This is a genomic window from Roseibium litorale (assembly GCF_014842915.1).
Lineage (GTDB): Bacteria > Pseudomonadota > Alphaproteobacteria > Rhizobiales > Stappiaceae > Roseibium > Roseibium litorale.
Genome location: NZ_JACYXI010000008.1, coordinates 1 through 16,396 on the forward strand (window position 1 = coordinate 1; position 16,396 = coordinate 16,396).

Annotated in this window: 11 protein-coding genes, 2 pseudogenes and 1 other annotated feature; of the genes and pseudogenes, 10 read left to right on the forward strand and 3 right to left on the reverse strand. The window is 50.5% G+C overall.

Translation table 11 applies throughout. The annotated features are described in order from the left end of the window. Positions 1 to 150 precede the first annotated feature (150 nt). Positions 151 to 378: a transposase gene (locus IG616_RS23430; protein WP_192148605.1), complete on the forward strand. Its 228-nt coding sequence runs from the start codon at positions 151 to 153 to the stop codon at positions 376 to 378. A 201-nt stretch (positions 379 to 579) separates the two neighbouring features. On the opposite strand, the gene IG616_RS12995 is transcribed toward IG616_RS23430, so the two are convergent. The 3 genes from IG616_RS12995 to gmd form a co-directional block, all read right to left on the reverse strand. Further along, positions 580 to 1,839, reverse strand: coding sequence for a protoporphyrinogen/coproporphyrinogen oxidase (locus IG616_RS12995; RefSeq protein ID WP_192148606.1), 1,260 nt, complete (start codon positions 1,837 to 1,839; stop codon positions 580 to 582). Between the two features lie 81 nt (positions 1,840 to 1,920). Further along, the gene (fcl, locus tag IG616_RS13000) at positions 1,921 to 2,901 is read right to left on the reverse strand and encodes a GDP-L-fucose synthase (protein WP_192148607.1); all 981 of its coding nucleotides are present in this window, start codon (positions 2,899 to 2,901) and stop codon (positions 1,921 to 1,923) included. A gap of 1 nt (position 2,902) precedes the next feature. Then, positions 2,903 to 4,045, reverse strand: a complete 1,143-nt coding sequence (gene gmd / locus IG616_RS13005; protein WP_192148608.1) for a GDP-mannose 4,6-dehydratase — start codon at positions 4,043 to 4,045, stop codon at positions 2,903 to 2,905. A 701-nt stretch (positions 4,046 to 4,746) separates the two neighbouring features. On the opposite strand from gmd, the pseudogene IG616_RS13010 reads away from it, so the two are divergent. The 9 genes and pseudogenes from IG616_RS13010 to IG616_RS13050 form a co-directional block, all read left to right on the forward strand. Continuing rightward, a pseudogene (locus tag IG616_RS13010) lies at positions 4,747 to 5,378 on the forward strand (transposase); the annotation flags it as partial. A 48-nt stretch (positions 5,379 to 5,426) separates the two neighbouring features. After that, positions 5,427 to 6,671, forward strand: a pseudogene (locus IG616_RS13015) (IS3 family transposase). Continuing rightward, positions 5,711 to 5,840: a sequence feature (AL1L pseudoknot), on the forward strand. Its footprint overlaps the pseudogene before it by 130 nt. Before the next feature lie 322 nt (positions 6,672 to 6,993). Further along, the gene (locus IG616_RS13020; RefSeq protein WP_192148609.1) at positions 6,994 to 10,539 is read left to right on the forward strand and encodes a glycosyltransferase; all 3,546 of its coding nucleotides are present in this window, start codon (positions 6,994 to 6,996) and stop codon (positions 10,537 to 10,539) included. Then, positions 10,536 to 11,453 (forward strand): NAD-dependent epimerase/dehydratase family protein, encoded by a 918-nt coding sequence (locus tag IG616_RS13025; protein WP_192148610.1) that lies wholly within the window; start codon positions 10,536 to 10,538, stop codon positions 11,451 to 11,453. The genes IG616_RS13020 and IG616_RS13025 overlap by 4 nt, the downstream gene beginning before the upstream one ends. Positions 11,454 to 11,751: 298 nt before the next feature. Further along, complete coding sequence (gene rfbA / locus IG616_RS13030; RefSeq protein ID WP_192148611.1) at positions 11,752 to 12,627, forward strand: glucose-1-phosphate thymidylyltransferase RfbA; 876 nt, start codon at positions 11,752 to 11,754, stop codon at positions 12,625 to 12,627. Further along, complete coding sequence (gene rfbC / locus IG616_RS13035; RefSeq protein WP_192148612.1) at positions 12,627 to 13,193, forward strand: dTDP-4-dehydrorhamnose 3,5-epimerase; 567 nt, start codon at positions 12,627 to 12,629, stop codon at positions 13,191 to 13,193. Before rfbA ends, rfbC begins: the two co-directional genes overlap by 1 nt. Positions 13,194 to 13,196: 3 nt before the next feature. Then, positions 13,197 to 14,270: a dTDP-glucose 4,6-dehydratase gene (rfbB, locus tag IG616_RS13040; RefSeq protein ID WP_192148613.1), complete on the forward strand. Its 1,074-nt coding sequence runs from the start codon at positions 13,197 to 13,199 to the stop codon at positions 14,268 to 14,270. After that, positions 14,267 to 15,085, forward strand: a complete 819-nt coding sequence (gene rfbD / locus IG616_RS13045) for a dTDP-4-dehydrorhamnose reductase (protein ID WP_192148614.1) — start codon at positions 14,267 to 14,269, stop codon at positions 15,083 to 15,085. Before rfbB ends, rfbD begins: the two co-directional genes overlap by 4 nt. Before the next feature lie 95 nt (positions 15,086 to 15,180). Next, positions 15,181 to 16,392 (forward strand): KpsE/RkpR family capsule polysaccharide export protein, encoded by a 1,212-nt coding sequence (locus tag IG616_RS13050; protein WP_192148615.1) that lies wholly within the window; start codon positions 15,181 to 15,183, stop codon positions 16,390 to 16,392. Positions 16,393 to 16,396 lie beyond the last annotated feature (4 nt).

The window sequence follows — 16,396 nt, forward strand, 5'->3', positions numbered from 1 at the left end:
GCCGGCGTCGCTCCACCGACGTGATCACCTCGATATGCTGCTTGGTCATATGACTACTCCTAGTGCTATCACTAGGACTGGCAGTCTTCAGCCTAAGTCGGCAAGACGGCCTTCACCGGAGGGGTACACTGCGGCCCACCGAATTTCAGTTTGACGGGCCGGGAGCGGCGGCGTCGATGGTCGGACGAGCATAAGCTCTGGATCCTGGAGGAGGTTGTGACAAGCAGGTTGTCGGTGACGGAGATCACCCGTCGGCATGACGTTCTGTTGCAGCAGATTTACGGCTGGCGCCGGCAGTTCGCAAAGGGGGGGGCACCGAACGCTTACCGTTACAATATGAAAAGGCTGGTTCAGATCATCCAAATCAATCCCGCATAAGTCGGGGAACAGCCAGGTAGGACAAAGTGCCACGACCGAAAGGATCCGGTTCCAAGAGCAATCGAGCCCAGAACCGGTGAACTTGCCTCACGCAGACCCAAAAGATGTGTTAATGGTACTCATCTGAAGTCCAGTTTTACAACCCAATAAAATAGTATGATTACCCGACCACTCCACTGAGCATGAGGTTCTGAGACCAGTTCACAATACTTCATTAATCTCCCTTGTTGCACGGAAAGCAGATTCTATTGCAGCATCCATATTATAATATTCCCATTCGGCGAAACGCCCGCATAGCCATATTTTTTTGGATCTTAGTTCAGCTCTGACATTATCAATGGCCTGTCTGGTATTTTTATCTTGGATAACATACGATTTAGGCTCATAATTTACCGATATTTGTTCTGGCCTTAGGGGCAGCATTGCCAATGAAGCGTTGATAAGCGCTTGGTTCACTTCACCTACAAATTCAATCGTGCACGTTGTACGATTACGCCCAATATCGTCAGAATTATTTGCTGGGGAGAAGTTGCCTGTCATAATCATCCGGTGACACTTAATGTTTGGGTTCGGAATATACAGCCAAGAGTAAGGGTTGGCGTCACAACTGCATAGAACCGTCGTAGTTCCATTGCTTTTCAGGTGGCGTAAGGGATCAAAGACACGGTCGGACGAGCCGAGTAGCGATCCAATTTCCCTAATGTCACCCGTAAAGATCACTGCATCAAAGCCTTCAAGGCCTATTTTAAGAGAACCGTTGACCTCTATTGATCTGCATTCGTTTCCAGTATGAATTTCAATTCCCGAAAGCAATCGATCAATAATGAACTGTGACCCCCCTTCTTTCGGGTAATAAAACTGCGAATGAACCATTTTTGTTTCAGTCTGTCGTTTGATGTTCGCAGTCAGTATTTCCTCGACTGTGGGCATGGGCAATTTACCTGCAAGCCAAGAAACAGGCATTGATTTAAGGTCAGTATTCCATATTTTCTCGTTATAGGGTATGAAATAACTTTCGCAAAGAATAGGTCCGAAACGCCTTTGTAAGAAATCGTAAAAACTCTCTTCTTCGAAGTTAACTTGATCAGGTGATTTATTTAATCGTAAAAGATCGGAAACAATTAGAGAAACATCATCTTGGTTCATTTCATATAGGTTCTGTTCTATTGGGTACCCAACAAAACGATCTTTGAAGTGGATCGCGGCATTTCGGTTAGCGAATAGAAATTCTTGATCTTTTTTGAAATTCGACCAAAACCATTCGGAAATATTTTTGTCTTTCGAGTTGAATACATGCCCGCCTACTCGATGGAAAAGATTTCCATCTTCGATCGTACATTTGACCAGTCCGCCTGGAATCTTATTCTTTTCGAAGATGATAGCTTCGTGTCCCAATTCCTTTAAACGCCGCGCGCAGGCCGCTCCAGAAATACCTGCGCCGATTATTGCAATTTTACCCATTAAAATGTCCCTAAACTGAGGTCTTTCAAGCGATTTCTTAGAGGTCTTGAGGACTACAATGAAAGCGATTTCTATCCACGGCTATATCGCTGAACCGGCTCGGTTCGATGCGAGATAGCGTCTCTCTAGATATTCGCCTTGGAGAAACGCTTGGTATGTAGTGCGAATGCCGTCTTCCAGTAAAATCCGAGGAGCCCAGCCAAGAGCTCTCAACCTATCGGCGCTCATCAACTTGCGGGGTGTTCCATCAGGCTTTGTTAGATCGCTTGAAATTTTCCCCGTGAATCCTATGACCTCCGAAATCAACTTTGTTAGATCTAATATCGATATGTCGTCGCCGGAACCAATGTTAATTGGTATGTGATCGGAATACATCTTCAATAGGTGAACACAAGCATCTGCACAGTCATCGACGTGAAGAAACTCGCGGCGGGGCTTACCACTACCCCACATTACCAATTCCGACGCGCCCGAGATCTTCGCATCATGGGCCTTACGGATCAGTGCCGGCATTACATGGCTGGATTGAAGATCAAAATTATCGCCTGGACCATAAAGATTGGTAGGCATGGCCGAGATAAAGTCGTTACCATACTGCCTGCGGTAAGCTTGGCACAGCTTAACACCAGCAATCTTCGCAATTGCATACCATTCGTTGGTTTCTTCTAAGGCTCCGGTGAGGAGTGATTCCTCTACGATTGGTTGTGCTGCAAATTTTGGATAGATGCACGAGGACCCTAGAAAAAGCAGTTTCTCCACGCCTGTCTTATGGGCAGCGTGAATGATATTTGCTTCTAGAATCATATTCTCATAAAGGAAATCCGCCGCATAAGTGTCGTTGGCAAGAATGCCGCCAACTTTTGCTGCAGCTATGAATACCACGTCCGGTCTGGTTTTCTCCATCCAGACTTCAACTTCGTGCTGCCGTGTTAGATCGACATCGGAGCGTGCCACCGTTAGAATATCGCAGCGTTCGGAGGACAATCTCCGAACAATTGCAGAGCCAACCATTCCGCGGTGACCTGCAACATAAACTTTTTTTCCTTTTAGATCGTAGGTCATGTTAACTCTCTAAGCTAACGGGGAGTTCAAGCCCATGTTCTTTTAGAAGTGCATGACGCCGTGCGGCCTTGTGATCCGCCTCCACCATTTCTGCGCACATCTCGCGGGCAGTAATTTCTGGCATCCATCCAAGCTTCTGTTTTGCCTTTTCTGGGCTGCCTAGAAGAGTATCGACTTCGGCTGGGCGGAAATAGCGTGGATCGATCCGCACTATCACATCACCGATATTCAATGCTGGTGCGAGGTCTCCATCGATGGCCACGACTGTTGCAATTTCATCAACGCCGTTACCAGAGAACTCAAGCGTCACGCCAAGCTCGTTTGCCGTCCAATGAATGAACTCGCGGACAGAATATTGTAAGCCGGTTGCAATCACAAAGTCTTCCGGATGTTCTTGCTGCAGCATCATCCATTGCATACGAACATAGTCCTTTGCATGCCCCCAGTCGCGCAAGCTATCTATGTTCCCCATGAAAAGGCAGCTCTCAAGACCCATTGCGATGTTGGAAAGTCCGCGCGTGATTTTCCGAGTCACAAAGGTTTCGCCACGACGAGGAGACTCATGATTGAATAAAACGCCATTACAAGCGTACATTCCGTAAGCTTCTCGATAGTTTACAGTGATCCAATAGGCATACAATTTGGCAACTGCATAGGGCGAACGGGGGTAAAATGGCGTCGTTTCCCGCTGTGGAATCTCTTGAACCAAGCCGTATAGCTCCGAAGTTGAAGCTTGGTAAAAGCGTGTCTTTGCCTCAAGCCCCAAGAAGCGAATTGCTTCCAGCAATCTAAGCGTTCCAATGGCATCTACATCCGCTGTATATTCCGGCGCCTCAAAGGACACTGCCACATGCGACTGAGCGCCGAGATTGTATACCTCGTCAGGTTCAATATCTCGAAGGATTCGTGTGAGATTTGAAGTGTCCGACAGATCACCGTAATGTAGTTTGAACCGAGCGTTGTCCAAATGACGATCTTCGTAAATATGATCAACGCGGGCCGTATTAAAAAGGGACGCTCGACGCTTGATCCCATGAACGGCATAGCCTTTGGCTAGAAGAAATTCGGCCAGATAGGAACCGTCCTGACCCGTTACACCAGTGATCAACGCAACCTTACCATTGTTTGGAACTCTATTAATCATACTTCGCCTCGAAAATGACGTTTAACTATCCCACTATTGCACACGTCTATCGGCTTTGCCGAATTTAACAGTAAACAGGCAACTCTTGCCCCTCATAAGATATGAACCAACACGTGAAACTAGCCTACTCTGTTAAAAGTTGTGAGCGTGATTGGTAGGTGGCCCAACAGGTCGCCACAGTGGTGAGCGGACACGATCGAAAGTTTACAAGGAAGGTGTGACTGTAACCATCATACGCTTGATGTATCATTCGCAATCGCGGGTTTTATTCTGTATTTTTTCCCATTTCCATGACTATCCTTCGATTTCTCCGCACGCATCGCCTCAGCCTGTTTCCCAATTATGCCTATTGAGCTAATCTAGTTCGGTCTTTTTTTCAAATTCGATCTGGACTGGTTTAAGAAATCAGTACAGGTTGAGGGGTCTGTCGCCAGATTGCGCATCTTGTAGAGGCACGTGGAAAAGGCTGGTCTGACCTAGGCTTCAGACCTATAAATGACTATGTAAATCAGTTGATGTCTGAGTCAAACTCCCAAACAGGAGTTTGACGATGTCAGATGGGTTTTTCTGGCTCAGCGATGAGCAGTTTTCAAAGTTGCAGCCGCTGTTGCCGACCGGCACACGCGCCGACGTCGTTGACCTGCTCCCCTGAAGAGTCCTCGTTTTGAGGTTAGTCTGTTTCCAATTGAAGGATACAGACGATGAAGCGATCCAGGTTCTCCGAAGAACAGATCATCGGAATTTTGAAAGAGCATCAGGCTAGCATGTCAGCGGCTGAACTTTGCCGCAAATACGGCGTCAGTGACGCGACGTTCTACAAGTGGCGTTTGGAGGTGTCTGAGGCCAAGCGGTTCAAGGCCATCGAAGAAGAAAACGGAAAACTGAAGGAGCTGCTCGCGGAGTCGATGATGGATGTGTCGACGCTTCGCGAGATGCTCGAAAAAAACTTCTGACGCCTGGCTCAAGGAGGAATGCCGTGAGCTGGGCAATTGAGGCCAGGGGATATTCGCAACGACGGGCCTGCGGGTTGGTTGGCATGGATCCGCGGGTGTACCGCTATCGATCCACAAGATCCGATGATGCTGACCTACGCCAGAGGCTGAAGGAACTGGCCTCGGAGCGCAGGCGCTTTGGTTATCGCAGGTTGCGCATCCTGTTGAAGCGTGAAGTCATCGAGGCCAACTGGAAGAAAGTCTACCGGATCTACCGGGAAGAGCGTCTCACGGTGCGCAAGCGCGGTGGCCGGAAGCGAGCTTTGGGAACGCGAGCGCCGATGGTCGTGCCCCAAGCCGCCAATCAACGTTGGTCTCTCGACTTCGTCTCCGATGCCCTGAACCGCCCCGGCTTTGCCGGAGACCCCAACTCGTGAGAAGTAGGGTCTATGACAAGCAAGACAACGAACAAGTTTTCTCCTGAAGTCCGTGCCCGCGCTGTTCGAATTGTGACGGAGCATGAAGCAGAACCTCCGTTTCGTTGGGCGACGGTGTGCTCGATAACCGCCAAGATCGGCTGCTCGGCGCATACGCTCAATGAATGGGTGAAGAAAGCGGAGGTCGACAGCGGCAAACGAGCAGGTCTGCCCAGCGACGTTGCCAAGAAGATGAAGGCCTTGGAACGAGAGAACCGCGAGCTTCGTCAGGCGAACGAAATATTGCGCAAAGCATCCGCATATTTTGCCCAGGCGGAGCGAGCCTAAGAGTTTCGGGCGCCCACTGAAGCGATGATTTCCTTTATCGACGAACACCGTTCGGTGCTTGGGGTCGAGCCAATCTGCAGACAGCTGCCGATTGCCCCGTCCACCTACTATGAGGTCATTGCCAAGCGCACGGACGTGGACCGACTGTCGGCCCGCGCCCGGCGCGACATGGCCATGAAGGTCGAGATACGGCGGGTGTTCACCGAGAACTTCCAGGTCTATGGCGTGCGGAAAGTCTGGCGGCAGTTGCAGCGAGAGGGCTTCGATGTCGCCCGCTGCACCGTCGCTCGGCTCATGAGAATGATGGGTCTTCAGGGCATCATTCGCGGCAAGCCCGTCAAAACCACCGTCTCGGACAAAGCCGCACCATGCCCGCTCGACCGCGTGAACCGGCAGTTCTATGCCCCCGCGCCGAACAGGCTCTGGCTTTCTGATTTCACCTATGTCGCGACCCGGCAGGGCTTTGTCTACGTGGCTTTTGTGATCGACGCCTTCGCTCGCCGCATCGTCGGCTGGCGGGCAAGCCGGACTACCCATGCGGGCTTCGTGCTCGATACGCTCGATCAGGCTCTTCATGATCGGCGGCCCGTCCATCGCGGCGGGCTGATCCACCATTCTGATCGCGGCGTGCAATACGTGTCTATCAAGTATTCCGAGAGGCTGGCGGAAGCTGGTATTGAGCCTTCCGTCGGCAGCGTTGGCGATTCCTATGACAACGCTCTCGCCGAAACGATCAACGGTCTTTACAAGGCCGAGGTCATCCATCGGAGAGGGCCATGGCGAAACTTCGAAGCAGTGGAGTTCGCCACACTCGAATGGGTCGACTGGTTCAACAACCGGCGGCTTCTGGAGCCCATCGCAAACATGCCGCCCGCCGAGGCCGAAGAGCGCTACTACGCCATGCAGGACGCACCAGCTATGGCAGCATAACTTAAACCAAACGGTCTCCGGCAAAGCCGGGGCGGTTCACAGTCTCGAACTGGGAAGTCCCAATATGTTTCACGATAAATGCGCTTGGTCTTATCGACATGGGAAAATTCTGACTATGGAATCAAAAGACCCTTGCAAATCATGAACGGAAGTGAATCATAAACAGATAAAAATGGCGAGTTAAATGGAAGCGCTCAGGTTGCCGCTTGTAGCTAAGACGTTTCAAGCGTGCTTATAATAAGAAAAGCTGCGTTTTGAATGCGTGGACCTTTATTTTGTCACAGGCTATTAGTATATAGCAAAAAATGATTGGGAATAAAAAATGAGAGTTGATTACATGTCGAGCGTACGAAACGTGATCGAAAGCAGTTCTATCTTTGATTTCGATTATTATTTAGATACTTATCCTGAGGCGCAGAATTATAGTGATGACTTGCTTGAATATTGGATACGAGATGGAGTGAAGCTAGGCCATAATCCGCATCCTTTATTTGACACGAATTGGTATATCCGGACTCATGAATTCAAAGATGTGGACGACCAGAATCCTTTATTTCATTATTTGACCACCGGTTGGAAAGAATTCAAAGATCCATGCCCATCGTTTAGTGTCGAGGAATATTTAGCGAGAAACAAGGATGTTCTCGATGCGGGGATCGAACCGTTAACGCATTACATTAATTATGGATTTGAAGAAGGTCGGCCATACTTCAAAAGCAAGAATTGCGATTTCCATTATCCCATTAAACCGTATGTCGCAAATCTTTCCACAGTTCCCGAACCAGGCATTAAACCGGTACGCTTGTCGCTTACGAAGTGCGGTAGTGTTGGGGCAAAAAACCTTCAGGTGCTATCTTTCCTTAGAGAGCGAGTGAGTGTTCCGGAGGCCGCGCTAACTGAAGATTTCGATAAGAAGGAACTTCGGTTTGCTTTATCGAAGCTTTCTCTTCTGCGCGATTCAGGTGAGGTGCTTGCGTCGCTTTTTGATGGCTCTGGTCCCGCTAATGCTGCAATGCTTGATGTATTGCTTAGTGCTGGCGTAAATCCGCCGCGCAAAGTCGATATCGAGAATGTACCCGTTACGTTGGTTCCAATTATTGAAAGATATAACGCATCGCGTTTAGATATTGCTCGTCGATTGGATTTCGATACGGATCTTGCCGGTTTAGAAGATGGGCCTATCAAGTTCTCGATCTTGATGCCGATCTACCGTCCTCCGCTGATCTTTCTCGAGCGAGCTATTTTAAGTGTATTACTCCAGACCTATTCGAATTGGGAGTTAGTTTTAATTGATGATAATTCTGACTCTGAAGAGATCAATAATCTCCTAGTTTATTATGAAGCACTTGACAGTCGTATTAGAGTCATTCGGCAGCAGAAAAACGGCGGGATATCTGCTGCGACGAATGCGGGGCTTGAAGTAGCAAGCGGAGACTACATCGGTCTGCTTGACCACGATGATATGATTACGAGAGACGCTCTTAGTGAGATTTACCGTGTTTTAGAAAAAGACTCCAGCGTTGATTGGATTTATACTGATGAAGCGAAGATAGATGAGGACAACGTTCCGGATGAAATTTATACGAAACCAGACTGGAGTCCCTCTCTATTATTAAACCTTATGTACACAGGACACTTTACTATTTATAGAACGGTGTTGGTTGAGCAGCTTTCTGGCTTCAGATCCAACTATGATTTTTCACAGGATTATGATCTGGCTTTACGGTTCTCAGAGTTGCAAGTGAAGGTCATCCATCTGGCAAAGTGCCTGTATGGCTGGCGTATGATCCCAGGGTCTGCTGCTTCTGGGGGGAAGCCTACAGCTCGGTTGAGTAATTTGGCTGCATTGCAAGACGCGGCAAATCGGCGGGACTATCCATCCATTGCGGTTGGCCTTCCAACTGGCAATCGGTTGATGCAAGTTCGACATCCCGAATCTGCATCAGTTTCGATTATTATTCCTTCTGATAATTTTCAGAATATATTAGAAACTTTGGAGTCTGTTTTAACTAACTCAACGTACTCGAACTATGAATTAATTGTAGTAACTAATACAAATCTCATCAATGCAAACAGCCGGTACGTGGAGCGATATGATATCAAATTTGTTCCATACGATAAACCATACAATTTTTCTGATAAATGTAACGTCGGCGTCGATCATTGCACTGGAGACTTTGTTCTATTTTTGAACGATGATGTACGTGTTGTGTCTCCGAATTGGATTGAGGTTCTGCTGGAGGCGGCCAGACTGCCTAATGTTGGGGCTGTTGCGCCGAAACTGCTGTATGAAAGCGGGCACATTCAGCACGCCGGGATGGTTACTGGAGTTCACCGCTTGGTGGGCACGGCATTTCATGCCTATCCAGACAACACGGGCGCGCATTTCAATTTGGCTCAAAGCCTAAGAGAAGTGTCTCTCCTCTGCGGTGCCTGTATCATGCTGCCGCGTTCAGTCTTCAAAGAAGTTGGAGGCTTTGACGCACAGAATACACCCATCTCCCATTCAGATGTGGACCTCTGCTTCAAGATTCGGGAGGCTGGATATTCATGCATTTATACTCCCTTCGCCAAGTTGACCCATATCGGTCATCAGTCGAGAGAGAGTCAGGTTATCGATATTGCAGAGAAAAAGGCTTTCAAAAAGGACACTTCGGATATTTTTCTTCTCCGTCGTTGGCCCGAGTACTGTTCATATGATCCTTATTTCCCACCTTCGTTGAAGGGCATGGTTTATATTGACAGCCAAGAGGATTTTCGTCTCTATCCTTCGCCCAAGGTGAAAAATGTCGATGGGCCTTCAGCACTTGTTGTCTCTCATGATCTTACGCAAAGCGGCGCGCCGCGCGTTGCTCTTGATGTGACTGAATCCCTCATAAATGCGGGATATTTTGTCGTTGTAATATCCCCCCATGACGGTGCTATGAGGCAGGAATTTCTCGATGCTGGTGCTCATGTTATCGTAGATAGTCTTGCGTTCAGACATCATGATAATGTGCGAGATCTTGCAATCAATTTTGATCTTGTATTCGCTAACACTTGCGTGTCGTGGCCGATTGTGAGGCAGGTTGGTCAGTTTACTGATGTTTTTTGGTATATTCATGAGACAGGTCTTGTGAACGAGTTGGCTCACCAATTCCCGGACTTCGTTCCTACTTTCGAGCACGCTAAAGCTGTTTGGTCCGGAAGTGAAAGAGCTCAGGAAAATCTCTTGAGCCACGGTGTCAAAAGCATCGTCCTCGAGTATGGGGCCGAAGATTTCCGCGCCGCGTCATCCGGTAATGCAGTGAAATTAGGTTCCAATAGTCAACCTGTAGTAATTTCTATCTTCGGAAGCATAGAGGAACGCAAGGGGCAAGATATCGCTCTTTCTGGTTTCTTGCTTATCCCAGAAGATATACGGAATAATTTTGTTCTTAACATTTGCGGGCGCACTTTGGATCCAAGTTTTGCAGAGGCGCTGCTTAGGAGGGGTGAGCTTCATAGTAATGTCCGGTTTTTGGGGGAGCAAAATTTTTCTGACTATCAGAAAACATTGTCGCGTACCGACGTGGTTTTGTGTACGTCTCGCGACGATACGCTTCCACTAGTGACGCTGCACGCCTTGTCTCAAGGTAAGGTCCTTGTTGTAAGTGCCGATACTGGAACGAGCAAATACATTACTGATTCGGTTTCCGGATTTATTTTGGAGCAGAACACACCCGAAGAAGTTGCCCAAAAGCTCATGGCAATATGGAAAAAAAGGGATCGAATGACTCGGGTGTCTGTGCAGTCTAGAAAAGTATTTGATAAGAACTTCACCAGAGAGGTGTTTGATATGAAGGTTACGAAAATTTTAAGGTCCAACGAAACGCCCCTGAGAACATGAGGAAAATAGTTACAGGTGCTTCTGGCTATATAGGTCAGGTCTTAACGCGCGCCTTGATTGCCGATGGCAGTGAGGTCGTTGCGCTAAGTCGCACACCTCGAGACGTTACTTGTGAGGGGATAAGTTGGCAGATGTATCCAGTTGATACATCTGAGTGGCTGAGTTTACTTGATGGGGCGGATACCGTTTTTCACTTGGCGTGGTCGACCGTTCCAGCGACATCAAATGAGAGTCCCGTAAAGGACGTGGTCGAGAACATCGCGCCAACGATTGCGATGCTTGAGGCTATTCGTTTATGCGCAGAGCCGCCACACGTCGTGTTTTCTTCATCAGGAGGAACCGTCTACGGTGTTCTCGCGAACGACGCCGCTCAAGAAGATCAGCTAACCAAGCCGATCTCTGCATATGGAATCTCAAAATTGGCTGTTGAAGGTTATCTGAGATCCTATTTTTATAATTATGGGGTGAGTTCCATCTCTGTCAGGATTTCAAATCCATTCGGTATCGCCGGGGATTCCTCGACGAGGTTTGGTGCTATCCCTGCCTTCGTCAAGGCCGGGCTGCAGAGTCAGAGTGTTCGGATTTTTGGTGATGGTTCAATCGTTCGTGACTATGTGTATATAGATGACGTGGTCGAGGCCTTGGTCCTTGCTGGGAAGTACCGGGGAAAGTGTGAGATCTTCAACGTGGGGTCAGGAAAAGGTACATCTTTGAATGACCTAGTTCGGTATATCTCCTTAGTTCTATCAAGAAAGATCGAAATAGAATATATACCGGTTCGTCAGTTTGACGTTCCTTATTCTGTTCTTGATGTGCAAAAGATCAGTAGAACTCTGGGCTGGTCTCCAAAAGTTAGTCTTGAGGATGGCGTCTCGAAAATGCTATCCCATATCGTAGGCTGGCACGAAGATTAGGTTGTTTCTTGCCTTCGGTTCTCTCAGCAGGCTCCGCCGAAATGCGGCAAGTGTTCTTGATGAGCCGTTAATCATTGTGAGTCGGTCTAAAGTTCCAAAAGGAGCGAGGGTTGGCTTTGGTGCGATGGACTTGGATCAATTAAAGAAGTGTATTAGTCAAGTGTGGCAGATACATTTCTTCTCTTTGTTTTGCAGCGAGGTGGGGCTCAGAAATTCTGAGAGTACACTTTGGATAAGCGAATACAAGCCAAATTAATGCTGCGATGATGCAGTTTACATTATGAAGCGGAGCATTTCGTTGAAAGGTATTATTCTTGCTGGCGGCAGTGGTACGCGTCTTTATCCGCTAACCCTTGCTGTCTCGAAACAGATCCTTCCTGTTTATGACAAGCCAATGATCTATTATCCCCTCAGCGTTCTCATGCTGTCCGGGATTTCCGATATTCTGATCATCTCCACGCCCCGTGATCTGCCTGTGTTTCAGGAACTGCTGGGAGACGGATCCGCCTTCGGCATCAGCCTGTCCTATGCGGTGCAGCCTGAGCCCAATGGCCTCGCAGAGGCCTTCATCATTGGCAGGGAGTTCGTTGGAAACGACTCCTGCGCTTTGATCCTTGGCGACAATATTTTCTATGGCGCCGGGATGTCCGCTCTTTGTAAGAAAGCCATTGCCGAGCCAGGTGGGGCGACCGTTTTCGCCTATCATGTGGCCGATCCGGAGCGCTATGGTGTTGTCGATTTTGAGCCGAAAACCCGGACAGCGCTGTCCATCGAGGAAAAGCCCGCTCAACCGAAGTCAAACTGGGCGGTAACAGGACTTTATTTCTACGACAATGACGTCCTCGATATCGCTGCCAATGTGCAGCCTTCGGCGCGCGGGGAACTGGAAATCACCGACGTCAACATGGCCTATCTCAAGCGCGGCGATTTGCGGGTCGCAACCCTCGGCCGTGGCTATGCCTGGCTGGACACGGGCACCATCGACAGCATGCACGAAGCGGCTGCCTTCGTGCGCACCATAGAGCACCGGCAAGGCTTCAAGATTGCCTGTCTGGAAGAGATTGGCTTTGAGAATGGATGGCTGACAAGTGATGATGTACTGAACCGTGCCTCCAAGCTTGGCAAGTCCGGGTACGGTGATTATTTGCGCCGCTGCATCGGAGACAACAAATAATGCGCCAGTTCCGTTCCCTTGGTCTCGACGGCGTCATCGAGATCCTGCCGGAGAAGTTCGGCGACGATCGTGGTTTTTTCTCGGAAACCTATAATGCCAGGGTTTTCGCAGACGACGGCATCAGTTTGGACTTCATTCAGGACAACCACTCCTATTCCGCTCAGGTAGGTGTTCTGCGCGGCCTGCATTTCCAAACTCCGCCCTTTGCACAGGACAAGCTTGTGCGCGTGATCCGCGGCTCAGTCTTCGATGTGATTGTCGACATCCGCAAGGGATCGCCGACCTTTGCCAAATGGGTCGGTGTCGAGATCTCTGCGAAGAAGTGGAACCAGGTCCTGGTGCCCAAGGGCTTTGCCCATGGGTTCGTGACCCTGGAGCCGGATACGGAGTTCCTCTACAAGGTGACGAATTACTATTCCAAGGACTGTGACCGGTCGATCCGCTTCGATGATCCGGACATTGGCGTGGAGTGGCCGGTGGATCTTTCGACCGTGACCCTTTCCGCCAAGGATGAGGCTGCAGGCCTTTTGAAAGACACCGAAACTGGTTTTGTTTTTGAGGGTTGAGACATGCGTTTTCTGATCACGGGCGGGGCCGGTTTCATTGGCTCGGCGGTTTGCCGGCGGATTGCCAGTGACCCGTCCAACTTCGTTCTGAACGTCGACAAGCTGACCTATGCGGGCAATCTGGCCTCGCTCAAGGCCATCGACAACCTGCCCAATTATGCTTTCGCTCAGGCCGACATTTGCGACGGCCAGACCATCGGTTCCCTGCTGCGCCAGCATGACATCGACGTCATCATGCACCTTGCGGCCGAGAGCCATGTTGACCGGTCGATCGACGGTCCGGGAGCCTTCATCGAAACCAACATCATCGGCACGTTCCAGATGCTGAACGCGGCCCGGGGCTATTACGAAAGCCTCACCGGTGAAAAGCGCGATCGCTTCCGCTTCCATCACATCTCGACCGATGAGGTCTTCGGCGACCTGCCCTTCGACAGCGGTATCTTCACCGAAGAGACGCCCTACGCGCCCTCTTCGCCCTATTCCGCGTCCAAGGCTTCGTCCGACCATCTGGTCCGCGCCTGGCACGAGACCTATGGCCTGCCTGTTGTGCTGTCCAACTGCTCGAACAATTACGGCCCGTTCCATTTCCCGGAAAAGCTGATCCCGCTGGTCATTCTCAACGCGCTCGACGAGCGTGAACTGCCGGTCTATGGCAAGGGCGAGAACGTGCGCGACTGGCTCTATGTCGACGACCACGCCGCTGCCCTGCATCTGGTGGCGACCAAGGGCGTTGCCGGTGAAAGCTACAACATCGGCGGCAATGCCGAGCGCCGGAACATCGACGTGGTGCGCGGCATCTGCGCCATTCTGGACCGCAAGCGCCCGCGCAAGAATGGCGCGTCCTATGCGGACCTGATCAATATGGTCACCGACCGTCCGGGTCATGACCGCCGCTATGCGATCGATGCCAGCAAGATCAAGCGCGAGCTTGGCTGGTCGCCGGCCCAGACCTTCGACAGCGGCCTGGAGGCCACGGTTGACTGGTATCTTGCCAATGACTGGTGGTGGGGTCCGATCCGCGAGGCGCAAGGCTATGAGCGTCTTGGCACGCTGAAGGTTGCTGGAGCTGCCGAATGAAGGTTCTCGTAACCGGAAAGGAAGGCCAGGTCGCCCGCTGTCTGGCCGACCGTGCCAAGGATCATCCGAAACTGGAACTGATCTTCGTGGCGCGTGAGGGCACGGACACGGTTCTGGATCTCGCAGATCCGGACACGATCCGTGCGGCAGTCGCAGCTCACAGGCCGGACGTGATCCTGAACGCGGCTGCCTATACGGCGGTCGATCAGGCCGAGGACGAGCCGGACCTGGCCATGGCCATCAATGGCACGGCGCCCGGCATTCTGGCAGAGGAAGCTGCCAGGATCGGTGCGAAGATCATCCATATCTCCACGGATTATGTCTTCGATGGTGATCTGGACCGGCCCTATCTGCCGTCTGATCCGGTCAACCCGATCGGCGTCTATGGCAAGACCAAGCTCGCCGGCGAGGAAGCCGTACGCGCAGCAAATGCGGATCATGTGATCGCCCGCACGGCCTGGGTCTACAGCCCCTATGGCAAGAATTTCTACAAGACCATGCTGCGTCTTGCGGAGACCCGGGACGAGATTTCCGTGGTCGACGACCAGATCGGGAACCCGACCTCGGCCTATGAAATCGCCGATGGCCTGCTGGCAATTTGCGACGACTGGGAAAAGGGCGGCAGCAAGCGCCTTGGCGAGACCATTCACCTGGTCGGGCCCGAAGCCATGACCTGGTGCGGTTTTGCCCGCAAGATCTTCGCCGAGAGCAAAGCCTCTGGCGGTCCCTCCTGCCATGTAAATGCCATATCGACGGCCGATTATCCCACCAAGGCAAAGCGGCCGGCAAATTCAAGACTGGAGCAGCCTGCTTAAGCTTTCTATAGTTGAAGAAGTTGGGTATGATTGACGTCTTCCCACCTCTTTGGTTTTGTTGAAATCCTGGCGCTTGAATTGGGCGATTGTCATTTATGAGTCTTGACGCCAATCTGTCGCAGACTGATCTTGAATTGACTGCTGATGGCGTTTCTACGCCTTCAGCCCAATTGGATGACGACTATCCTTTTGGCCATTGGTATGATCGCTTCCTGACCAAGACGAACACATTCTTGATCACGGTCATCATTCCAAGCATCTTTTGCGCGATTTATTATGCTCTGATTGCGAGCAGCCAATATGTCGCGGAAACCCGGATGATCGTGCGCACGATCGGGGTGAGCGAGAAATTCAGCTCTTCTGAAACCCGTGAAGGGCGTTCGATCATTGGTGGGGATTCCCTGACACAGGATTCCTATATTGTCGCAAATTATCTGGAATCGCCGGATCTGGTGAGCCTGCTTGATGAGCGCATTCATCTGCGCGATCTATTTTCCAGAGATGATATCGATTTTCTGTCCAGATTGCCGCGGGATGCGACGTTCGAAGACGTGCATAAATACTGGCAGAGACATGTGGATACTTATGTGGATGGGCCATCCGGTATCATCGTCTTCACGGCGCGTGCCTTTTCTCCGGAAGACGCTGTCCTTATCCAGGAAGCCGCTCTTGCTGCAGCTGATGAGATGATCAGCCGTATTTCGCTCGATGCGCAACAAGATCTCGTCAAGCGTGCTGAGTTTGAGGTCAGCGCAAGCCTTGAGCAATATCACACCGCCTTGTCCGATTTGCAGGCCTATCAGAATAAGACAGGCGTTCTTGATCCCATTTCAACGGCAAAGCTGGCAACTGCTGTCATCTCGAAACTGACAGAAGAGAAATTGTCCCTTGAAATCGATCTTGCCGCGACGAAAGCAGCAAATGCAGCCAATTCCGCGCGGGTGAGGCAGATCGAAAGATCCGTTCAGGCACTCGACAACGAAATCAAGCTGCGCCGGAACAATCTGGCAGGATCCGAGAGTGAGGGGGATCAACTGTCAGCGCAGCTTACGGAGTTTTCCAGGCTTGAGACCCGCCGGGTGGTGACCGAGGCCATTTATGAGGCCAATGTCCGAAATCTGGATACGGCCAAGTCGACAGCCTTGCGGCGTACGACCTTCCTTTCCATCTTTTCGAAGGCGCAGCTTCCAGAAGACTCTAAATATCCGGAAAGAACATCTTCCTGGATCATTTTCACGCTTGGCTTGTTCACACTTTGGGTGACCGCTACCTTGATCTGGCTGTCGATTGCCGATCACCGGACCTAACGCC

Bases quoted from the DNA above. Each gene is read 5' to 3' on its own strand.
- IG616_RS12995 (WP_192148606.1), bottom strand. From the start codon at position 1,839: ATGGGTAAAATTGCAATAATCGGCGCAGGTATTTCTGGAGCGGCCTGC.
- fcl (WP_192148607.1), bottom strand. From the start codon at position 2,901: ATGACCTACGATCTAAAAGGAAAAAAAGTTTATGTTGCAGGTCACCGC.
- gmd (WP_192148608.1), bottom strand. From the start codon at position 4,045: ATGATTAATAGAGTTCCAAACAATGGTAAGGTTGCGTTGATCACTGGT.
- IG616_RS13020 (WP_192148609.1), top strand. From the start codon at position 6,994: ATGAGAGTTGATTACATGTCGAGCGTACGAAACGTGATCGAAAGCAGT.
- IG616_RS13025 (WP_192148610.1), top strand. From the start codon at position 10,536: ATGAGGAAAATAGTTACAGGTGCTTCTGGCTATATAGGTCAGGTCTTA.
- rfbC (WP_192148612.1), top strand. From the start codon at position 12,627: ATGCGCCAGTTCCGTTCCCTTGGTCTCGACGGCGTCATCGAGATCCTG.
- rfbB (WP_192148613.1), top strand. From the start codon at position 13,197: ATGCGTTTTCTGATCACGGGCGGGGCCGGTTTCATTGGCTCGGCGGTT.
- rfbD (WP_192148614.1), top strand. From the start codon at position 14,267: ATGAAGGTTCTCGTAACCGGAAAGGAAGGCCAGGTCGCCCGCTGTCTG.
- IG616_RS13050 (WP_192148615.1), top strand. From the start codon at position 15,181: ATGAGTCTTGACGCCAATCTGTCGCAGACTGATCTTGAATTGACTGCT.